The organism is Methylobacterium sp. WL64 (genome assembly GCF_008039945.1).
Lineage (GTDB): Bacteria > Pseudomonadota > Alphaproteobacteria > Rhizobiales > Beijerinckiaceae > Methylobacterium.
Window position 1 is genome coordinate 21,380 of the sequence record NZ_VRVA01000018.1, and the last position, 20,087, is coordinate 41,466.

19 protein-coding genes are annotated in these 20,087 nt (G+C 71.2%); 5 read left to right on the forward strand and 14 right to left on the reverse strand.

The window, feature by feature from the left end; genetic code table 11:
• Positions 1 to 144: 144 nt before the first annotated feature.
• From FV242_RS11375 to FV242_RS11415, 9 genes are all read right to left on the reverse strand, one after another.
• On the reverse strand, positions 145 to 774 hold the full coding sequence (locus FV242_RS11375; RefSeq protein WP_147938997.1) for a uracil-DNA glycosylase: 630 nt from the start codon (positions 772 to 774) through the stop codon (positions 145 to 147).
• Positions 764 to 1,522, reverse strand: a complete 759-nt coding sequence (locus tag FV242_RS11380) for a PIG-L deacetylase family protein (protein ID WP_147938998.1) — start codon at positions 1,520 to 1,522, stop codon at positions 764 to 766. The genes FV242_RS11375 and FV242_RS11380 overlap by 11 nt, the downstream gene beginning before the upstream one ends.
• A gap of 18 nt (positions 1,523 to 1,540) precedes the next feature.
• The gene (locus tag FV242_RS11385) at positions 1,541 to 2,779 is read right to left on the reverse strand and encodes a glycosyltransferase family 4 protein (RefSeq protein WP_147906411.1); all 1,239 of its coding nucleotides are present in this window, start codon (positions 2,777 to 2,779) and stop codon (positions 1,541 to 1,543) included.
• A gap of 148 nt (positions 2,780 to 2,927) precedes the next feature.
• Complete coding sequence (locus FV242_RS11390; RefSeq protein ID WP_147938999.1) at positions 2,928 to 3,800, reverse strand: sugar phosphate isomerase/epimerase; 873 nt, start codon at positions 3,798 to 3,800, stop codon at positions 2,928 to 2,930.
• Positions 3,797 to 5,398, reverse strand: coding sequence for a YcaO-like family protein (locus FV242_RS11395; RefSeq protein ID WP_147939000.1), 1,602 nt, complete (start codon positions 5,396 to 5,398; stop codon positions 3,797 to 3,799). The genes FV242_RS11390 and FV242_RS11395 overlap by 4 nt, the downstream gene beginning before the upstream one ends.
• A 150-nt stretch (positions 5,399 to 5,548) precedes the next feature.
• Positions 5,549 to 6,544, reverse strand: a complete 996-nt coding sequence (locus FV242_RS11400) for a Gfo/Idh/MocA family protein (RefSeq protein ID WP_147939001.1) — start codon at positions 6,542 to 6,544, stop codon at positions 5,549 to 5,551.
• On the reverse strand, positions 6,544 to 7,725 hold the full coding sequence (locus tag FV242_RS11405; RefSeq protein ID WP_147939002.1) for a bifunctional 2-polyprenyl-6-hydroxyphenol methylase/3-demethylubiquinol 3-O-methyltransferase UbiG: 1,182 nt from the start codon (positions 7,723 to 7,725) through the stop codon (positions 6,544 to 6,546). The genes FV242_RS11400 and FV242_RS11405 overlap by 1 nt, the downstream gene beginning before the upstream one ends.
• A gap of 62 nt (positions 7,726 to 7,787) precedes the next feature.
• A complete protein-coding gene (locus tag FV242_RS11410) occupies positions 7,788 to 8,693 on the reverse strand; it encodes an HD domain-containing protein (RefSeq protein ID WP_147939003.1) in 906 nt (301 codons plus the stop codon).
• On the reverse strand, positions 8,693 to 9,883 hold the full coding sequence (locus tag FV242_RS11415) for an inositol-3-phosphate synthase (protein ID WP_147906406.1): 1,191 nt from the start codon (positions 9,881 to 9,883) through the stop codon (positions 8,693 to 8,695). Before FV242_RS11415 ends, FV242_RS11410 begins: the two co-directional genes overlap by 1 nt.
• A gap of 324 nt (positions 9,884 to 10,207) precedes the next feature.
• On the opposite strand from FV242_RS11415, the gene FV242_RS11420 reads away from it, so the two are divergent.
• Positions 10,208 to 11,482: a transglycosylase SLT domain-containing protein gene (locus FV242_RS11420; protein ID WP_147939004.1), complete on the forward strand. Its 1,275-nt coding sequence runs from the start codon at positions 10,208 to 10,210 to the stop codon at positions 11,480 to 11,482.
• Positions 11,483 to 11,494: 12 nt separating this feature from the next.
• On the opposite strand, the gene FV242_RS11425 is transcribed toward FV242_RS11420, so the two are convergent.
• Positions 11,495 to 13,009, reverse strand: a complete 1,515-nt coding sequence (locus FV242_RS11425) for a DHA2 family efflux MFS transporter permease subunit (RefSeq protein WP_246692672.1) — start codon at positions 13,007 to 13,009, stop codon at positions 11,495 to 11,497.
• Here FV242_RS11425 and FV242_RS35420 point away from each other — a divergent pair.
• The gene (locus FV242_RS35420; RefSeq protein ID WP_246692170.1) at positions 13,008 to 13,178 is read left to right on the forward strand and encodes a hypothetical protein; all 171 of its coding nucleotides are present in this window, start codon (positions 13,008 to 13,010) and stop codon (positions 13,176 to 13,178) included. The genes FV242_RS11425 and FV242_RS35420 overlap by 2 nt on opposite strands.
• Here the strand turns inward: FV242_RS35420 and FV242_RS11430 are convergent.
• A complete protein-coding gene (locus FV242_RS11430) occupies positions 13,165 to 14,430 on the reverse strand; it encodes an HlyD family secretion protein (protein WP_147939006.1) in 1,266 nt (421 codons plus the stop codon). The two genes, FV242_RS35420 and FV242_RS11430, sit on opposite strands and share 14 nt — an antisense overlap.
• A 197-nt stretch (positions 14,431 to 14,627) precedes the next feature.
• Between FV242_RS11430 and FV242_RS11435 the strand changes: the two genes are divergently transcribed.
• Together FV242_RS11435 and FV242_RS11440 are read left to right on the forward strand one after the other, a co-directional pair.
• The gene (locus FV242_RS11435; RefSeq protein WP_147939007.1) at positions 14,628 to 15,287 is read left to right on the forward strand and encodes an HdeD family acid-resistance protein; all 660 of its coding nucleotides are present in this window, start codon (positions 14,628 to 14,630) and stop codon (positions 15,285 to 15,287) included.
• Positions 15,288 to 15,430: 143 nt separating this feature from the next.
• A complete protein-coding gene (locus tag FV242_RS11440; RefSeq protein WP_147939008.1) occupies positions 15,431 to 17,917 on the forward strand; it encodes a PBP1A family penicillin-binding protein in 2,487 nt (828 codons plus the stop codon).
• Positions 17,918 to 17,921: 4 nt separating this feature from the next.
• Here the strand turns inward: FV242_RS11440 and FV242_RS11445 are convergent, their stop codons facing one another.
• On the reverse strand, positions 17,922 to 18,350 hold the full coding sequence (locus FV242_RS11445; RefSeq protein ID WP_147939026.1) for a DUF1810 domain-containing protein: 429 nt from the start codon (positions 18,348 to 18,350) through the stop codon (positions 17,922 to 17,924).
• Between the two features lie 276 nt (positions 18,351 to 18,626).
• Between FV242_RS11445 and pcaD the strand changes: the two genes are divergently transcribed.
• Positions 18,627 to 19,427: a 3-oxoadipate enol-lactonase gene (gene pcaD / locus FV242_RS11450; protein ID WP_147939009.1), complete on the forward strand. Its 801-nt coding sequence runs from the start codon at positions 18,627 to 18,629 to the stop codon at positions 19,425 to 19,427.
• Positions 19,428 to 19,469: 42 nt separating this feature from the next.
• Here pcaD and FV242_RS11455 read toward each other — a convergent pair whose 3' ends face one another.
• On the reverse strand, positions 19,470 to 19,754 hold the full coding sequence (locus FV242_RS11455) for a hypothetical protein (protein WP_147939010.1): 285 nt from the start codon (positions 19,752 to 19,754) through the stop codon (positions 19,470 to 19,472).
• A 109-nt stretch (positions 19,755 to 19,863) separates the two neighbouring features.
• Positions 19,864 to 20,016 (reverse strand): hypothetical protein, encoded by a 153-nt coding sequence (locus FV242_RS34490; protein WP_187278395.1) that lies wholly within the window; start codon positions 20,014 to 20,016, stop codon positions 19,864 to 19,866.
• Positions 20,017 to 20,087: the final 71 nt, after the last annotated feature.

Here is a 20,087-nt window from a genome sequence, read left to right on the forward strand (position 1 = left end):
GGCGTCCGCCCTTCCGGCTGCGCGGCCCGGCCGAAGGCCTGCGCCCGTACCGGATGATCCCGGACCGCGGCCCGTTGCCTCGCCATGTAGGCCGAACCGGCGCCCAAGGCCAGGGAAGGCCGGGATCCGATGGGGATCCGATCCTCACCGCGCGGCGCGGCACAGGATCGCCGCGGCCTCGGAGAGGCCCCGCCGGATCCACGCGGGCACCTCCGGGGCGGTGCAGACATAGGTCGGGCTCGGGTGGGGGACCGCGATCAGCGGCAGGCCCGGACGCAGGGCCGCGATCGCCGGCGCCGTCCCGCCGGCGGTGCGCCCGGCCAGCACCGCCACGGCGAGCCCGGGCAGCAGGTCCAACAGCGGCGCCAGATAGGGCGCGGCCGCCGCGACCTCCGCCCGGCGCGGGGCCCGGTTGAGGGCGCCCGCCTCGTGGATCAGCCAGGGCACCGCGTTCCAGATCAGGGTGTCCGCCCGCGCGATGCCGGCCTCCCGCAGGAAGCGGAACAGGTTGGCGGCGGTGCCGTTCGCGCTGTCGCGGGTGACGAAGCCGGTGCGCAGCACGGCCGGCCCCGGCGTTTCCAGGAGCAGCAGCATCCTGGCCGCGACGCCGCCATCCAGGGGATCGGGCACCGGGACCGGCGCGCCCCGCTCGGCGACGATCCGGTCGGCCAGCGCGCGGATCGGGGCGATGTGGGGCGCGTCGATCAGGGCCCGGCGGGCCGCGAGCGCAGCCGGGTCGGCGAGGGATTTCGGCGCCTGCGGCTCAGGCGGCATCGAGACCGGGGATCGGCGCGGCGAGGCGGCCGGTGAGGCGAAAGCGCTCGATCCCCTCCTCCCGGGCGAGCCGCGCGTCGAGGCCGGCCGGTCCGCCGAATTGGAACCCGATCTGGCTGCCATAGGCCGCGCAGGCGGCGCGCTTGCGCGCCTGGGCCTCTGGATCGAGCGACATCCGGTGCGCCGGCAACCCGGCGAACAGCGCGGCCAGGGGCTCCCGGGGTGCGGCCTCGCGGACCGTGTAGGGGAAGTCGCGCCACCACAGGATCGGGGGCAGCCCGTCGAGGCCGCGCAGGGCACGGACGGCCTGGACATGGTCGACATGGCCGCCGATAGCCTGCGGGGCGAGGACGAGATCGGGCCGTTCCGCGGCGATCAGCGCCGCCAGCGCCGGCGCCAGGTCGGCCGCGATGGCGTCCTCGACGCGGGTCTCGGAGAACAGCTCCGGCGCGGAGCCGTAGCCCCGGTGCGGCGCCTCGCGGAACGGCAGGTGCCGGGGCGGCGCGATCCCGAGCGCGGCCGCGGCCTGGATGTCCTCGGCCCGGCGCAGGGCCATGTAGTCGATGGCGGCCGACAGGCCCTTGTCCAGCTGGCAGGCCAGCGCGAACCCCGTCGGGTCGGCGACGCTGCCGGTGAACAGCGTCGCCATTACCACGTGCCAGCCCTCTCGGGCGAGGCTCGCGAGCAGTCCGCCGCAGGAGAAGGCCGCATCGTCGAGATGGGGCGAGAGGGCGAGGGCTATCGGCACGCGGCGGGGCTTCCTGCGTCAGAGGAGGTGCGGCTCGGCGCGGAAGCGGCAGGTGGGATCGTCGGGCAGGTCGATGGAGAAATCCGTGGCCGGGCGCTCATGTTGAACGCGTCCGTACACCTCCATGATCTGCCGGCCGACGGCGCTCCAGGAATAGACCCGGCGGCATTCCTCGAGGCCGGCCGTGGCCAGGCCGCGGCGCAGCTCGGCGTCGGTGACGACCCGGGTCAGTGCGGCGGCGAGCGCCTGAACGTCGCCCGGATCGACCATCAGGCCGTTCTCGCCGTCGCGCAGGCAGTCCGAGACCCCGACCGCGTGGCAGGAGACCACCGCGAGCCCCGCCGCCATCGCCTCCAGGATCGTGTTGGAGAACCCCTCGGCGTAGGTCGGCGAGACGAACACGTCGGCCCGGCGGTAGAGGTCCGGCACGTGGCCGTACTCGGCATAGCCGGTGAAGGCGATGTCCCGCGGCGCGAAGGCGAGGTCCGTGGCCAGCGCCTGGGCGGGATCCACGTCCGGCCCGATACCCGAGATCGTGGCGGCGAACGGCGTGCCCTGCGCGCGCAGGATCGCCAGGGCGTTGATGAAGTCGAGCACGCCTTTCCGGCGGTCGACCCGGCCGTGGTAGAACAGCCGGATCGGACCGGCATGCGGCGCCGGCAGGCCGTCGGGCGTCCCTTGCGCGAAGCGGTCGGTGTCGACCGCGCCGGGCACGATCGTGAACCGGGCCGGATCGGAGCCGAGGCGCTCGCAGACCTCGTCCACGAAGGACGCGCCGCCGATCAGCAGGGCGTTGGCGTGGGCCAGGACCTCGCACATCGCCACCCGGTGGGTCTCGCAGCAGGAGCCGACCCAGTGGCCGTCGCCGCCCTGGATCGAGACCACGCTCGGCACCCCGAGCTTTCGGGCGGCGAGCAGGACCGCCCAGCCGGTGGGATAGCCGTACTGCGCGTGCAGCACATCGAAGGGCGTACGCGCATGCTCCCGCTCGATCGCCTCGACCATGGTGGCGATGTCGCGCTCGAAATCGCCCGCCTGCTGCTCGCCGAGCTGCTCCAGGCCGATCACCCGCACCCCCGGCACGGGTGGCGGCGGGCCGCCGCCATAGACGCGGGTCCCGAAGGCATCGCCCCGGTATTGCGAGATCATCGTCACGTCGTGGCCGGCGCCGACCAGCTCGCGCAGCAGGTTCTGCGCGTAGACGCTCATGCCCGAAATCGCCGGGAAGTAGCGGCGGCTGAGGAAGAGGATTTTCATCGGGCGACACCGAAGGGCGAGGGTCCCCTTCCCCGTGCGGGGAGGGGTAGGGGTGGGAGTGGCGCAGTCGGCACCGTGGCGCTCCATCCTGCGCGACCCCCACCTCCAGCTCCTCCCCGCATTTGGGAGGAGAGGTGCGCTCGTCCGGTCACGGCCATTGCCGGCGGGTCTCTTGTTCGCTGGCGAGGACCGGGCCAGGCCGCCGGCAGGCGCGGAGGTAGTCCAGCGCTTGCGGGATCATCACGTCGGCCCGGTGGCTCTCCCGAGAGAGCTCGACGCAGACCAGCTTGCCGAAGCCGACCGCCTCCAGCGCTTCCAGCACGCTGGGCACGTCCATATCGCCCTCGCCGAAGGGCAGGTGGATATGGCTGCCGCGCTTCATGTCCTCGATCGCCACGGTGCCGGTGCAGTCGGCGAACTCGCGGACGGCCGCGGCCGGCTCGCGCTCGCCGGTGACGAGGCAGTGGCCGGTGTCCAGGGCGAGCTTAAGCCCGGGGACGTCGAGGGCCGCGTAATCGTCCAGCGTCTCGATCAACATGCCGGGCTCGGGCTCCAGGCACGGCACGATCCCGGCCTCGGTGGCGAAGGCCGCGACCTCGTGCAGCCCCTCCGCCAGCCAGCGCCGGGCTTCGCCGTGCTCCACGCCGGGCTTGGGCACGCCCGCCCAGAACGAGACCGCCTCGGCGGACAGGATCGCACCGATCTCCACCGCGCGCTTGAGGAAGCCGACCCGCCGGGCGCGCCCGGCGGCGTCGGCGGTCACCAGGGTCGGCTCGTGCTTGGCATTGGGGTCGAGCAGAAAGCGGGCGCCGGTCTCGATGACGCAGGCCAGCTCCAGCCGTTCCAGCAGGCTCGCGACCCGGCCGGCCTCCGCGGCCCAGGTCTCGGCGAACGGATCGAGGTGGTGGATGTCCAGCGTCAGGGCCACGCCGTCGTAGCCCGCGGCCTTAATCAGGTGCAGCGCGTCGTCGAGGCGATGGTTGGCGGCGCCGTTGGTGTTGTAGGCGAAGCGCAGGGTCACGCCGCTCTCCCGGTCTTCTGAGCGAGCCGGAACGGCGCGTGGTGCGATTCCGGTTCGCGGTAAAGCGGATAGTGCCGGCCGACGATCTGCTCGGCGAGGGCGGTATCGAACAGCGGCTGGCCGCCGAACCGCTCCAACGCCTCCGGGGTCAGGCGCACCGGGCGCAGGGTCTCGCTCTCGGTGCCGAACCGGATCAGCGGGTGGTCGCGCTCGATCAGCTTGCGCGTGTTGCGCTCGCCGATGCGGTAGTAGCTCATGGTCTCGACTTCGAGCCCCGGCACGATCGCCTTGACCACGCCGACGCTGCCGCCGAGCGGCGAGCAATCGACGTAGAGCACGTCGAACCCCGCCTCCAGCAGCCGGTCGCAGGCGATCTTGCCCCGGGCATGGCCGTCCGGGGCCGGGGTGGAGGGCAGATCCGCGAACCGCTTGGTGCCCCGCTGGCTGTAGACGGTGTCGGCCAGCACGTCCCGGAGGCCGGCGGCCGGCATCTCGATCCATTCGAGCATCGCCTGAAGGGCGCGGCTCTCCTCGAGATCGAGGCTCGGCAGCGCCTTCTGGATGAACGCATCGACGTAGCCGGGCGGGGTCACGGTGGCGGCCATGTCGAGGGGGCCATGCCCGAAGGTCTTGCGCACCCGCGCCGCTTGGAACTCCAGCAGGGCCTTGCGCAGCGCCCGCTCCCGGTCCGGATCGCAGGCCTCGCCGCAGGCCGAGAGCGCGATCGGCGCCGGGGTGCGGGCCGGATCCTCGTCGTAGCCGACGACGTAGAGGTTGGTGAGGCCGAACTGGTCCGTGGCGAATTTCGGCAGCGCCCGGATGCCCAGCTCCTTGAGGCGGGCCAGCATCGCGGCGTTCTCCGGCCCGATCCCGTCGAGGTCGAGCATCACGCCCTGGTCGAGCGCCCGGAACAACAGGCCGTTGCCGTCGCGCTGGAGCAGCTCCAGGACGCCGTGACCCAGCGCGAAGGGCACGTCGGGTCCGGCGCCGAGGCCGTTGGTGATCAGATTGGTGAAAGGCTTGTAGCCCTCGGACAGCTCGAAATAATCGGTGGCGGCCACATCGAGCGGCATCAGCACGATCTCGCCGGTGGCGTGCCGGACCGTCGGCGTCCATTCGAGCACCGTGTCGCGGCCGACCGGGGAGCCCGCGGGCAGGCAGAGGGTCAGCGGGTCGGCCACCGAGGCGGCGCCGTAGACGCGGGCGAGGTCGGTGTAGCTCGCCCGCTCCTTGGCCCGCGGCAGCACCGCCAGCGACGGCATCAGGTTCTCGGCAATCTCGGCGACGGCCCCGATCAGCGCTTCCTCGTCGGTGGCGCCGTAGCCGATGCCGGACGGCATCGCGCCGACGAAGAACGGGTCGTCGAGGAACAGGGCGACGAACCAGACCGGGACGCCGGTGCGATCCAGCGGCGCCAGGGGGAAGCCGACCACGCGGCCCTCAGGCAGGACGTCCAGATAGGCCTTGACCGGGTCGGGCAGGGCCGCGGGCAGCCCCTCGATCGGCCTCTTGGCCCCGAAACGGTAGGGCCGCGGCGCCTTGATCCGGTCGTGGCGGGCGCGGTCGTCCTGGTCGTGGATGGCGTCTGGGTTGGTCAAGTCGTGTTCCCGTCTGGTCGTCTCGGATCGCCTCGTACCGCGTGCCCCCTCCCCTCATCCCGACGTGGCGCGAGGCGGCCTCGAAGGATAAGGGGCCGGGTGGGACATCCGGGCTTCGGCTCAGCGGTTGCTCATCCTCAAGGTGCGCGCCTACCCCTGCCCATAGGCGCGGGCGACGAGCCGCATCGTGTGGAGATCGCGCGGAGCCGACCATGCAGTCCGCTCCTCGGGCCGGCGCAGCGCCGAGCCGAAGGCGCGGACCTGTTCGGCGAAGGGCGAGGTGTCGGCATCGAAGGCCTGCGGTTCGGAACGCCCGGTCACGCCGTCGATGAACAACAGCGTGCCGCCTGCCGTCTGGCCCATCGTGTTCTCGGCGACGAGCATGCCCTTGGTGCCGACGATCTCCAGGCGCCGGCGCGGGAGCGCGTCGGGGCAATTGTAGGCCACGTGCAGGCTCGCCAGCGCGCCGCCGGCGGTGCGGCCGATCAGCAGGGCACCGTCATCGACCGAATAGTCCTGGGCGCGGGTCTGGGTCAGGGCCGCGAGATCCGCGATCGGCTCGCCGAGCAGGAAATCCACGAGGTCAAGCCCGTGGGGCGCGAGGTCCATGAGGGCGCCGCCGCCGGCCTGGGCGGCGTCGATCCGCCAGTTCGGCTGGCCGGCCTCCGACCAGTCGCGCCCGAGCCAGCAGGCGTAGACGATCCGCACCGTCGTGACGGTGCCGAGTCGCCCGGCCTCGACCTGAGCACGAATCGCCCGGTGGGCCGGATGGTGCCGCTGGTCGAACGCCGTCCCGTAAAAGATTTTGCGGTCCCCGACAGCCCGCACGATGGCGTCCGCGTCGTCGAGCGTCGCCGCCATGGGCTTCTCGCACAGGATCGCCTTGCCGGCGGCGGCCAGTGCCTCGACGGCACCGCGATGCAGGTGGTTCGGTGTCGCCACGTAGACCGACTCGACCTCAGGCTCGGCCAGGAGGCCAGCCAGATCGGAATGGGAGCGGGCACCCGCGCGCTCGGCCGCTGCACGACTCAGCGGATCGGGATCGCACACGGCCACGAGCCGGTGCCCGGCGGCACGGATGCCCGGGGCCATGTAGTCGCGGGCGACCCAGCCGTAGCCGACGATGCCCCAGCCAACCGCGTCCATCACCAGCGCTCCGGCAGATCGACGAATTCGCGGGCGCGGACCCGCTGCGTCTCGAACCCGTCGATGCGGCCGTCGAACGTGGTCTGCGCGGGTCCCGGCGATCGCATCGGGTAGGTGGCGCGAGGAGCGTATTCCGCCTCGTAGCGCTCGGAGGGCCAGCGGATCGCGTAGCCGTCCCCACCCGGCCGATATAGCGGGTTGAGCCGCACGACGGTGCCGGCCTTCGGCAGGGTCAGACCGTCCACCACCGCGCGCGGAGCCGGACGCATACCGGGGCCGGCCACCACCGAGAACGCCTCGCAGCTCCGCAATGCCGCGGGCTCCTGCGGAACCGGCGCCCGGGCCTCGACCAGGGCGCGGGTCAACTCGGCATCGTCGTACACGAGGGCGTCCGGGAACAGCTCGGCGATCTCCTCGGCGGTGACGGCCCGGCCGGCGGAGAAGCCCGGGCAGTCGCTGTTGTGGATGTGACTGAGCGCGAGCCAGCCGTCGTCCCCGGCATTCAGCCGCAGGTTCTCGAGCAGGGCCGCCTTATCGTCGAGGAAGTAGAACGCGTCGTTGCAGGCCACGAGATCGACCGGCGCGCCGGGAATCGGCCAGTGCGGCGAGCCGGCGTCGAAGCAGACGAGTTGCGCCTTCGGCCCCACGACCCAGTGGCGTGCGACCCAGAGCTTGGCGAAGACCACGTCGGCGCCGGCGGTCTTGCAGCCGCGGCGCTCGAGTTCCCGCAGGTAATGGCCGATGCCGCAGGCGAATTCGAAGACGCAGCGCGGCTCGTTCCAATGGGCTTCAAGCAGCGTCAGGCCGGCCAGGAAGGTCGGGTCGGTCCAGCGATGCAGGAAATAGTCGCCGACCCGGCCCCAGCCAAGCCAGTCGACCGCGTCCCGGAGGGTCGCGTCGCGCCGGCCCTTAATCAGCCGGATGATCCCGGCCGGGTCGGCTGGAGGGCCGTTCCACCAATCGTCCTGATCGACCAGCAGGGCGGCCAGGGCTTCGTCGGGCTCGCCCGCGTCGAGATGGGCCAGGACACGCTCGACCAGCGCCTCGCGGCCGACCCGCAGGTATGGGATGCCGTCGATGACGGGCCAGCGCGCGCCGGTGCCGGCGTCGCGCAGGGCGTGCGGCGCATCGGACTTCAGGGGGTTGCCGGTCTGCGGCGATCGGAGTTCGAACGGGATCATGGGCTCTCGAGACCGCCCCGTCAGATGGGCGACCGGGTCTGACGGACAACGCGAGATCGGTCCTATGGGATGCGCATGTCGCGCAGGACACGATCGTGGAACCCCTTCACCGGCCCGGCATGGACGAGCTCCCACTCATCGAGCACCGCCGCCATCGTGGTCGAGGCACCCCGCAGATGCTGGGCGATCTGGAGCACCCGGTCGACGCAGTCGGCCGCATGGAAGGCACGGCCCTCCGCGGTGGCGTCGTCCGGCAGGACCGCGCGCGCCCGCTCGACATGCCCCCGCAGGGGCCCGTCGAGCTCGGACATCGCCCAGCCGGTGGTCACGGCCATGATCGGGCCGAGATGGTCGCCGAGCAGCACCTCGCCGGTGAAGCCGGCATCCGGCATCGCGGCGTTGTGGAAATGGTGCGCCATCGCGGCCAAGAACACGGTGCCGGGATCGGCTCGGTAGAACGGACTGAGGCAGACGCCGTAGACGGCCACGATCAAGCAATGCTCGGCGTGGTTCTCCGGCGGTTCCAGCAGGATCCGGGCGCGGCCGGGGCAGGTCACGCCCGCTCGCGGCTGGCGGGCCAAGGCCGCCACGAAGGACGGCAAAGGCCCAGGCAGGCCCGGCGGGCGCGGCGCGAGCCGGGTGCGCAACCGATCCCGCAGGTCGGTATCGAGGTCGCCGGTCACGGCGTCGAAGCCCGCGACCAACACCGCGGAGGCCGCGGCATCGGAGAGACCCGCCGCCGACAGGAAGGCGGCGTCGAGGTCGCAGAGCCGCGTCGCGGCGAGCGTCGTCGCGGCGATGTCGAGGGCGACATCGTCGGGCGAGGCCCCACCCGTGAGAAGGCCCCACCCCTGTGCGAACAACCGCTCCGCGATCGACCCCTCGCGGCCCGCGGAGCGGACGCGCTTGAGGTCGTTCATCTCGACGAAGAGTTCGCGCAGCGCGGCCGGCGCCGCCGCACCGGACATTAGTGGACGCCGAGCCAGTCGAGAAGCATCGCTTCCTGCTTGCCGAAGGCATGCTCCGGTCCGCGGCCGTTCTTCACCATCGGGGCCTTGAAGAAGGTCGAGAGTTGCTCCTGCACGCCGCCGTCGCCGCGCTTCTTCGCCAAATCGAGCACACGGGCAATCTCGATCACGAGCGGCGCCGCCAGGATCGAGTCCTTACAGAGGAAGTTGACCTTGATCTGCATCCGCTGGCCCATGAAGCCGGTGACGTCGATGTTGTCCCAGGCTTCCTTGTCGTCGCCGCGGGGGCGATAGTAGTGGATGTGCACGAGGTGGTCCTCGACCGGGTAGCCGAGGATCGAGTCGAGCACCGTACCCTTGGTGTTGAGCTTCGACTGCAGCGAGTTCGGGTCGTTCAGGGCGAGGCCGTCGCGGTTGCCCAGGATATTGGTCGAGAACCAGCCGTCGACGTGGAGGGCGCGGGCCTTGAAGGCGGGAGCCAGCACCGTCTTCATCATGGTCTGGCCGGTCTTGCCGTCCTTGCCGGCCACCGGGACGTTCATCTCCGTCGCCAAGCCGAGCAGGGCCGGCACGTCGGCCGCGATGCTCGGGGTGAAGTTGGCGTACGGGATCCCGCTCTTGATCGCCGCGTAGGCGTAGAGCATCGCCGGCGAGATCGCCTCGTCGCTCGAATCCAGGCCCTTCTCGAAGGCGGCGGTGGAGTTCAGGGTCGGGTCGTTGAGGTCCGGCCAGCGCTCCGTGGAGGCGAGGTTCACGACGACCACCTCGTCGAGGTTGCTCTCCTTCTGGAAGCGGCGCAGGTCGTTGGCGATCACCGAGACCGCCTCGCGATGGTCCTTGGCGACGATGCGGTTCTGCCCGTCGATGTTCTTGCAGAACTTCGCACTGCCCACCGCCGGCCAGGGCGTGATGCCCTTCAGGACCTGGGCGCCGTTCTCGATGTCGTCCTTCGACAGCACGCCGTGACCGGTCGCAGCCGAAGCGAGGTCGTCGCCGTTCAGGTCCCAGCCGGCGAACACGAGGTCCTTGTAGTCCACCATGCCCGCGACGGAGAGGCCGGCGAGCGGCAGCCCGTCAAGCCGGTTCGATCCGGATTTGATCATTTCGATGCCGGCGATGGCAGTGGTGGCAACGGCGCCACCCATGCCAACGAACGCGACGCCGACGCGGCGACCGGTCTGCATGCTCATCGGGAAATAGTGTCCTTGTGGGGACGCGCGTCGCGTCTGGGGAATGAGTAGTTGAGCCCCCCGGGGCGATATTTAACTGGCTCGACCGTGGCCCGTTCCAAGTCGAATGCGACAACTTTGCGCCTCGAGACCGCCAAGCACGGCCGGATCACGGCGTTAAGGCGGCCTGAAAAAGCAGGGTTAACCCTTCGTTGACCGTGCCACGCTTGAATCACGGAGCCGTCCCATTCTGGTCACGGCAGGCGCCGATAGGGCCGCCGCTTCGAAGAGCCCGGCCGCCAGACGCCGGGCCGACGCAAGGGACAATCTGGAAGAGGACCAGTGATGGGGGTTTTCCCGGAGCCGGCGCGTTGCGCCGACGACGTGAGCCGACTCGTGCCGAATACGTCCGACTGCACGAGCCGTTTTGAGAATGAGGCCGTGGCCTGGCTGCCGCGGCAGCAGGATGGGACCCAGCACCGGGCACTTCGCCGCATGGGCCGCAACGGCCTCCGGCGCTTCACCGGGACCCTTGCTCTGGGCGTCGTTTCCGGGTTCGGCCTGCCGCAGGCGGCCTTCGCGCCGGCCTTCTTCGCGCCCGCCGCGCAGGCCCATGACCGGATCGATATTAGCCCGCGCACCGCCCAGACGCTCGCCGCCGACGGCCGCACCGGCTGGATGCGGGACGGCGCGCCGGACGAGGGCCTGCGGGCCGGATTCCCGGACGCGGCGCCGGCCGAGGGCGCGGCCGCCTGGACCGGGCTCCCCGTCGAGGACCAGGAGCCGGCGACCGCCGCGCTGATCCAAGACGACCTCGCGAGCCTGCCACGGGTCATCCAGGAGCAGGGCGAGGATTCCGTCCGGTTCGGCGAGCGCAGCGTGCCGCGCAAGGTGGTCGACACGATCGTGAAGGCCTCCGACGAGGCCGGGGTCGACCCAGTCTACATGATGGCCCTCGCCGACAAGGAATCGAGCTTCGACACGGAGGCCAAGGCCGGGACCTCCTCGGCGCAGGGCCTGTTCCAGTTCGTCGCCCGCACCTGGCTGGAGATGATCCGCGATTACGGCGCCCGCTACGGTCTCGACGAAGAGGCCGCCGCCGTGAAGGGCCGCGGCTCCGCGATCACCGTCACGAGCCCCATGCGGGCCCGGGTGCTCGGCCTGCGCAACGATCCCCGGATCGCCGCCCTGATGGCGGCCGAGCTGATCAAGCGCGACCGCGAGCGGATCGAGGCGCGGGTCGGCCGGGCACTCACCACCACGGAGCTGTACCTCGCCCACTTCCTGGGCAGCGCCAGCGCCGGGCGCTTCCTGTCGCTCTCCTCGGAAAAGCCCGACGAGGTGGCGGGACGCGAGTTCCGCAGCGCCGCCCGGGCCAACCGCAGCCTGTTCACCGAGAAGTCCGGCGGCAAGCGCCGCAGCCTGACGGTCGCGGAGCTGCACGGCCGGATCGACGACATGATCGACCGCCGCCTGACCCGCTACCAGGGCGTCGCCGCGGTGGCGGGGGCCGTCGACAGGGCGCCGGCCCAGACCGAGACCGCCGCCAACGAGGCCGGCCCGTCGCCGGACAACCGCCGCGTCGAGGTGACGGAGGCTCTGCCGCCGGACGGCGTCTGACGCCATCGACGGTCAGTGCCCGCCTGCCGCTGCGCCACCGCCGAGCTTGACCGATTTCAGGCTCAGCGCGAGGGGCACCGCGCAGGCGGCGACCAAGCCCAGCACCCAGAACACATCGATATAGGCCCAGTAGGCGACTTCGGTCTGGAGCACGGTGCCGATCCAGGCTGTCGCCTGGCTCTGGGCCTCGACGCCGGCATAGCCGTGCTCGGAGAAGTACTGCGTCGCCTGCCGCATGGTCTCCTGGTAGCCCGGCGCCGTCGGGTTGACGCTCTCGACCAGCCGGCTCTGGTGGAACTGGCTGCGGTAGGCCAGCACGTTCTGGGCGAGCGAGACGCCCATGGAGCCGCCGACGTTCCGGGCGACGTTGATCAGGGCCGAGGCCTGGTCGGTCTGGTCCTTGCGCAGGCCCTCGTAGGAGGCCGAGGTGATCGACAGGAACACCATCGGCAGGCCGATGCCGATATAGACCCGCGACCACGCGAAGAACGAGAAGGTGGTCGTGCCGTTGAGGCGCGTCAGGTCGTACATTCCCAGCGCCACGATGGTCATGCCAGCGGCGATCAGCCATTTCGGCTGCACGTAGGCCGAGGCCCGGCCGGTGAGGAACATCATCACCACCGTGACCATGCCGCCCGGGCCGAGGACGAGGCCCGACAGGGTGGCGGTGTAGCCGTAATATTCCTGCGTGATCTGCGGGATGAACTGCGTGGTCGAGATCAGGATCGCCCCGGTGAACATCATCACCAGGAAGCAGGAGCCGAACTGGCGGTTGCCGATCAGGCGCAGGTCCACCGCCGGGTTCTTGTGGTTCAGGAGCCACGGGATCATGGCGACGAACGAGACGACCATGAGGACGCCGGAGACGTTCATCAGCGTCGAGGTGCCGAACCAGTCCTTCCGCTGCCCCTCGTCGAGGATGACCTCGAGCGAGCCGAGGAACACGGCCACCAGCAGGAAGCCGACGAGGTCGAACCGGATGCCCTTGCGCACCAGGGCGCGGCGCTCCTTCTTGGCCGCCTCGCTGTCCTCGATCAGCCAGTACATCAGCCCGAGCGCGATCATGCCGATCGGCCCGTTGATCAGGAAGCACCAGTGCCAGGAGGCGTTGTCCGACAGCCAGCCGCCCAGCGTCGGGCCGATCACGGGCGCGACCACGATGGCCACGCCGTAGAGGGCGAAGGCCTGCCCGCGCTTCTCGGGCGGGAACGAATCGGCGAGGATCGACTGCGCCAGCGGCGCCATGCCGCCGCCACCCAGCCCCTGCAGCACCCGGAACAGCAGCAGCGATTCGAGGCTCCAGGCGAATCCGCACAGGATCGACGCGATGGTGAACAGGGCCACCGACCACATGAAGAACGCCTTGCGGCCGTAGCGCTTGGCCAGAAAGCTCGACGCCGTCAGCGTGATCGCGTTGGCCACCAGGTAGCTCGTCACCACCCAGGCCGCCTCGTCGGGCCCGACCGCGAGGCCGCCTGAGATGTAGCGCAGGGCGACGTTGGCGATGGTGGTGTCGAGCACCTCCATGAACGTCGCCAGCGCCACCACGCCGGCGATCAGCCAGGGATTGTGGCCGCCGGGCGCCTTTGCAGCGGATGCCTTCCCCGCGGACGCCTTTCCCGCTGAGGGTTTGCCGGCAGGCGATCTGCCTCCGGAGGCCCGGCCGGTTCCGGCCATCGCGGTCACCGGACCGTGACGGTGGGCACGACCGACATCCCCGGACCGATCGACACGTCCGTCGGCCAGTCTTTCACCACGATCTTCACTGGGATGCGCTGCGTGACCTTCACGTAGTTGCCGGTGGCGTTCTGGGCCGGCAGCAGGCTGAAGGCAGTGCCCGAACCCGGCTGGACGGAGGCCACGGTGCCGTGGATCTTGCGGCTCGGATAGGCGTCGATCGCGAGGTCCGCCGGCTGGCCGGGACGCATGTCGGCGATCTGCGTCTCCTTGTAGTTCGCCGTCACCCAGATGTCGTCCGGCACGAACATCGACAGGCTCTGGCCGGCCTGCGCGTAGGCTCCGATGCCGCCGGTCAGACGGACCACGCGCCCGGGCTGAACGGCCTGGATCGTCGTGTAGCCGAGGTTCAGCTCGGCCTGCTCGACCTGCGCCTTGTCGCGGGCGAGCTGCGCCTCCGTCGAGGCCTTCTGGGCCTGGAGCGAGCCGATCTGCTTCTGCGCCGCGACGACGCTCGCATTGGCGCTCTGCACGGAGGCCTGGCGCTGTTGCAGCGTCGAGGTGGCCGACTGGGATTGCTGGACCGAGCCCGATCCGCGCTCCGCCAGATCCTTGTACCGGGCCGCATCCTCCTGAGCGAACTTCAGCGCCGCCTCGGCGGTGGCGACCTGAGCCTTCGACACGTCGATGTTGGCGTACTGGGCCTGAACCTGGGCATCGATGTTCTTGATCGCCGCCTCGTCGGCCACGACCTGCGCCTTGGCCTGCTCGAGGGCGATCTGGTAGTCGCGCTGGTCGATCTGGAACAGCATCTGCCCGGCATCGACGTGCTGGTTGTCGGTAACCGGCACCGCGACGAGATAGCCGCCGACCTTCGGCTGGACCGAGATGCTGCGGGCATCGACGAACGCGTCGTCGGTGCTCTCGTAGGGGTGCATGTACAGCAACCAGTAGAAGAACACGGCAACGCCGAGCGCGACCACCGCGAGGCCTCCGAGGATGAACGCCACCGGATGACGCCGCAGGACGCTCGGGCGCCGTTCGTCTTCGTCCTGCTCACCGTCCTCGGAGCCACCGTCCTCCTGGTCGCCATCCTGGTCGGCGTCCGCCTCGGGCGCACGGCGGTCGTCGTCCTGGGACGGCTTGCGCGCGGTCTCGGGCGTGTCGTTGCGGCCGAGGTCCAGGATGTCGCGAGCGGGCGGCTCGGGCCGGCTTTCGGCCGGCAGCGGATGGGACGCGGACTCGGCTGCCTGCCGCGGATCGTCAAACATGGCGTCTCATCACCACGGGATCGGCCGGCCACCCTACGGCGGCCGGGCTCTGTTCGTGCCCGCCTCGGTCAGCAAAAGCCGGCGGCCGCGGCAAGGTTCCGGCCCGGCGGCGGCCGCGATCAGGAACGCTTGTCGCAGTGCAGCGTTCAGCGGGCGGGTCGGCCGGGCATGCGCCCGACGCGCTTCGGAGTTCCGCCATGACCAGCACCCCGTCCCCGAGACCACCGGGATCCGGCGTCGGCTCGACCGCGACGTCGTCTTCGGGCATCCCCCTCACCGGCACCGCCCGGCTGGACGCCATGAGCACGGTGCTCGCCCGGAACTGGTGGCTTATCGCCCTGCGCGGCGTCGTCGCGATCCTGTTCGGGATCGTCGCCTTCGCGGCGCCGCAGGCCTTCGTGCTGTCGCTGGTGTTCCTGTTTGCCGCCTACATGCTGGTCGACGGACTCTTCGCCATCGTCGGCGCGGTGCGGGCGGCGCAGCGGCACGAGCGCTGGGGCTTCCTGTTGATCGAGGGCATCGTCGACGTCGTCGTGGGCGTGGCTGCCGTGCTGGTGCCGGCCGCCGCGGTCTGGGCGTTCGTGCTGCTCCTCGCCGCCTGGGCGCTCGTGACCGGCGGCCTGATGATCGCGGCCGCGTTCAGGCTGCACCTGCATTACGGGCGCTGGTGGCTGGGGCTCGGCGGCCTGGTCTCGATCCTGTTCGGCATCGCGCTGATCCTGGAGCCCGGCATGTCCGCCCTGGTCCTGACTTGGTGGATCGGCGCCTACACGTTCGCGTTCGGCGTGCTCCTGCTGATCCTCGCGGTGAAGCTACGCAGCCGCCACGGGATGGCCGGACCGGTCGCCGGGCGGTAGCGGTTTGCGTTGCGCGGGGCACACGGTCGCGGCGCCTCGGTCGCCGCGACCGGATCTCGTTCGTTTGTCGGCGGGACACGCACCCGAATGCAGCTTAGAACGCGGCCTCGACCGGACGGTCCGGTCCCGGAACACGCATCGCGATGACGCCAGACGCGCCGGAGCGCGCACCGACCGATCCGGGCCCCGCGCGGGATCCCGGGGCCGACACGTCGGACCCGCGCCGGGCGGCCCGCGAGGCCGGACGCGCCGCGCGCGACCTTTTCCGCCACCTGTGGATCCTGATCGCCGCCGCCGGACGCGTCGTCCTGCAAGCCGGGCGTTCTGGTTTCTCGCGCATCGCCGGCGCCCTGACCCGTCGACGTGACCGCGCGCAGCCCGTCGCGGCCGATCGGCCCGCTGCGGCGGACACGGTACCGCGCGTCGTGGCAGGTCACGGCCGCTTCGCCCGCCGCTTCGCCCGCCTGCGGCGCCGGCCCGTTCTGCTCGCCGCCGGGGCCGCGATCCTGCTGCCGGCCCTGGCGCTGGCGGTCTACCTGCTGGCCGCCCTGGTGACCCTTCCGCCGCTGGGCGGGGCGATCGTCGATACCGGCCAGCGGGCGATCACCGTCGAGGCCGATGACGGCCGGGTCTTCGCCACCCGGGGCAGCTTCCGCGGCCAGAAGCTCACCGCCGCCGACCTGCCCGCGAACCTCGCCGAGGCGATCGTCGCGATCGAGGATCGCCGGTTCTACAGCCATTGGGGCATCGACCTGCGCGGGCTCGCCCGCGCCGCCTGGCGCAACGCCGCGGGTGGCGGGGTGCGCGAGGGCGGCTCGACGATCACGCAGCAATATGTCCGCCTGACCTCGCTCAACCAGGAGAAGACGCTCTGGCGCAAGGTCCAGGAGGCGTTCCTCGCGCTGCGGGTCGAGACGACCATGAGTAAGGACGAGATCCTGCTCGGCTACCTCGACACCGCCTATTTCGGGGCCGGCGCCTACGGGGCGGACGCGGCCGCCCGGCGCTATTTCGGCAAGCCCGCCAAGGCGCTGACCCTGCCCGAGGCGGCCATGCTGGCCGGGCTGGTGCGGGCGCCCTCGCAGCTCGCCCCGACCCGCAACCTCGGCGGCGCGAAGGAGCGCGCCGACGTGGTGCTCCAGGCCATGGTCGAGACCGGGGCGATCACGCAGAAGGAGGCCGACGCCGCGCGCAAGCAGAGCGTCACGCTGAAGTCTCCGCCCGAGGCGCCGCCCGGCACCAACTACTTCCTCGACATGATCGCCGGCGACGTGAAGCGGCTCGCCGGCACCGACGGCGACATGACCGTGCGCTCCACCCTCAACCTCGACCTGCAGAGCCTCGCGGAGGGCGTCGTCGCCCGGCGCCTCGACAAGGACGGCGCCAAGCGCAAGGTCGGCCAGGCCGCCATGGTGGTGCTGTCGAAGGCCGGCGCGATCCTCGCGATGGTGGGTGGCCGGGACTACGAGGACAGCCAGTTCAACCGCGCGGTCCAGGCCAAGCGCCAGCCGGGCTCGCTGTTCAAGCTCCTGGTCTATCTGACCGCCTACGAGCAGGGCCTGACGCCCGAGAGCGTGATGGACGACCGCCCAGTGCGCATCGGCGACTGGGAGCCCGAGAACGACGACGGGCGCTATCGCGGCCCTGTGCCGCTGCGGACCGCCTTCGCGCTATCGATCAACACAGTGGCGGCCCAGCTCGGGCAGGATGTCGGCATCCCGGCGGTGATCGCCACCGCCCGCAAGCTGGGGATCCAGTCCGAGCTGCCGAACGTGCCGAGCCTCGTCCTCGGCTCCGGCACCGTCAGCCTGCTGGAGATGACCCGCGCCTACGGCTCGGTGCTGTCCGGCCGCGCGCCGCTCGCGAGCTTCGGCATCCACGCGATTCGCGGGGCGGGCCCGCAGCCGCTCTACGTCCGGGCCGAGCCGGCGCCGGCCGCCACCCTGGCGCAGGAGCCGCGCCAGATGATGCTTGATTCGCTCCAGGCGGTGGTCGATTCCGGGACCGGCCGGGCGGCGCGGGTGCCGGGCCAGATCATCGGCGGCAAGACCGGCACCAGCCAGGATTTCCGCGACGCCTGGTTCGTCGGCATGACCCCGGACCTCGTGGTCGGGGTCTGGATCGGCAACGACGACGACAGCCCGATGAACCGGATGTTCGGCGGCGAGATGCCGGCCGGGATCTTCCACGATTTCATCCAGCGGGCCTCCGCCCAGCTCGCCAAGAACCGTCCGCGCCCGTCGGCGGAACGGGCCGAGCCGGCCCCGGCCGTCGCGTCGGCGCCGCAGCCGGCCCCTCAGCCGATCCCTGTCGCGTCCAGCGAGATCCGGGGCGTGCCCGAGGTAATCGACACCGGGACCCTGTCGCTGCGTGGGCGGACCGTGCGCCTCCTCGGCGTCGTGGGCGAGCGCGGGCATCTCGCCCGGCAGCTCGCCAAGTACCTGCGTCGCCGCGAGGTGGTCTGCAGCGTGTCCGAGGATGCCGCCGGCCGCTGCCGGATCGAGGGCGACGACCTCGCCGCCCTGATCCTCACCGCGGGCGGCGCCCGGGCCTCGGACGATGCGCCCCCCGACCTCCTCGGCGCCGAGGAGCAGGCCCGGGCGGAGCGCGTCGGCCTATGGGGCCGGTGACCGCTCAAGGGTGCCCGAGCTTGGCGAGCGTCCGCGGGTCGGGCTCGCCGTTGAAATACCGCGCCAGGGCCGCGTCGAAACCCGGCGCCTCCGGCGCGGCGCGCGCGAACAGGGTCATGCTGGAGCGGAATTTCATGTCGTCCGGGGAGCCGAAGATCGCGTGGGCCGTGCGGCCGGTGACGCCGTTCACCGCCGTCGTGCAGGCGCGCAGCCGCGCGCCGAGCACCGGATGCGCGCCGTAGGCCCGCGCTTCGTCCAGGGTGCCGATCGCGTAGCGTTGCGCCATCGGGCTGGAGCCCAGGCCGGCGATCTGCGGGAAGATGAACCACATCCAATGGCTGCGCTTCTCCCCGGCCCGCAATTCTGCGAGGGCCCGGTCGTAGACGCCCTCCTGGGCGGCGACGAAACGGTCGAGATCGTAGGGTTCGGCCATCATGATCCGGCTCCGGGCTGCACCACACCAACCCGGTAGCGGGCGCCCGGATGCGTGCGGCCGACGCGCGGCCGGGGGATCGCGCCAGTAGCACCGGATGCTCGACACGCTCACCGGCTTCATAATCGAGAACTGGAACGCCGGGCGCGCTCTCCCGGGCGGCCGGATTATCCGGACGGGCGCTGATCGCTGCCGGCGGACGACCTATCTCGGCGGGACGTGCCGTCGGCCGGTGGGAGGCACCGGTCCGGATGCAACCGTACACGGAGACGTCTGATGCCGAAGATCACCGTCCGGGGACTCGCGTTCCGCTATCTCCTGGAGGGCCCCGAGGACGCCCCCGTGGTTGCGTTCTCGAACTCGCTCGGTGCCACCCTGGACATGTGGGACGCCCTGCTGCCGGCGCTCGCCGGCCGTTTCCGGACCCTGCGCTACGATACCCGCGGACATGGCGGCTCCGAGACGTGCGACCGGCCGACCGAGATCGCGGACCTGGCCGGCGATCTCGCGGGGCTCCTCGACGCGCTCGGGATCGCCCGCGCCCATCTGGTCGGGCTCTCGCTCGGCGGCATGATCGTGCAGGCGCTGGCCAGCGCCGATCCGGAACGCTGCACGAGCGCGACCCTGATGGCGACGGCCGCGCATCTTCCAAGCACGCAGAGCTGGGACGAGCGTGCCGAGACGGCGCGGATGCAGGGGACCGGTGCGCTCGTCGATGCGACGCTGGCGCGCTGGTTCACCCCCGCCTTCGCCGAACGCTCACCCGGCGCCGTGCGGGCCGTGCGGGAGCGCTTCGTCGCCTGCGATCCGGTCGGCTACGCGGTGTGCTGCGGCGTCATCGGCCGGATGGACCTTCGGCCCGCCCTGTCCGCGATCGCGGCCCCGGCCCTGGTGATGGCCGGGCGCGACGACCCATCGACGCCCCCCGCCATGGCCGAGGCGCTCTGCGCCGGCATCGCCCAGGCCGAGCTCGTGGTACTGCCGCGGGCGGCGCACCTCCTGGCGGTCGAGCGCGCCGACGCCGCCGGATGCTACCTGCGGGCGTTCCTCGATCGCATCGAGGCCGGCAGCGCCTGAGGACCGGCGACCCTCAAGCCGGCCATCGCCTTGAACGAGGCGTCAGTGGCAGGGAATGCCGGCCTCGGCGGGCGTCATGCCCCGCGCGAGCCGGCGCCCGACATGAAACAGGACCTTCTCGATCAGCGCGATGGTCAGCGGATCGCCGTCGTGTTTCGCGAACTGATAGGCGTCGAGCAGGCTGTCGCTGATGTCGCCGAGCAGGTCCGCGGGATCGTGCGGCGCGTCTGCCCCGTGTGTCGGCACCGGAGCGGCCGCCGATTCGCCCACCGGCCCGACACGGGTGACCTGCGAGCCTTCGATGACCTGGCGCGCGGCGTCGATCATGGCCCGCATCTCTGCAAGCAATTCGAGGCTCGTGACGTCGTCTGGCGTGTCCTTACGCATGGTTCGGTCCCCCAACCGCCTCCAAACTGCACCTACAGGTTGCGATCAGTCAACCGTCCGCCTGCCCATCTTGCAGGCATAACGGTTTCAAAGCGGGATTGTCGCAGGCTACGCCGTCGGAAAGGTCGATCCCGACATCATCAAAGAAGAAGGTGATTACAACCGAGGGATGTAATAGCAGTGACGCCAGCTTGCCGGCCATCCACATGGCATTCCCGGTTCGAACGCAAGAACGCCCCCGCGCAGAGATCCACGGGGGCGCCGGCATCTTCG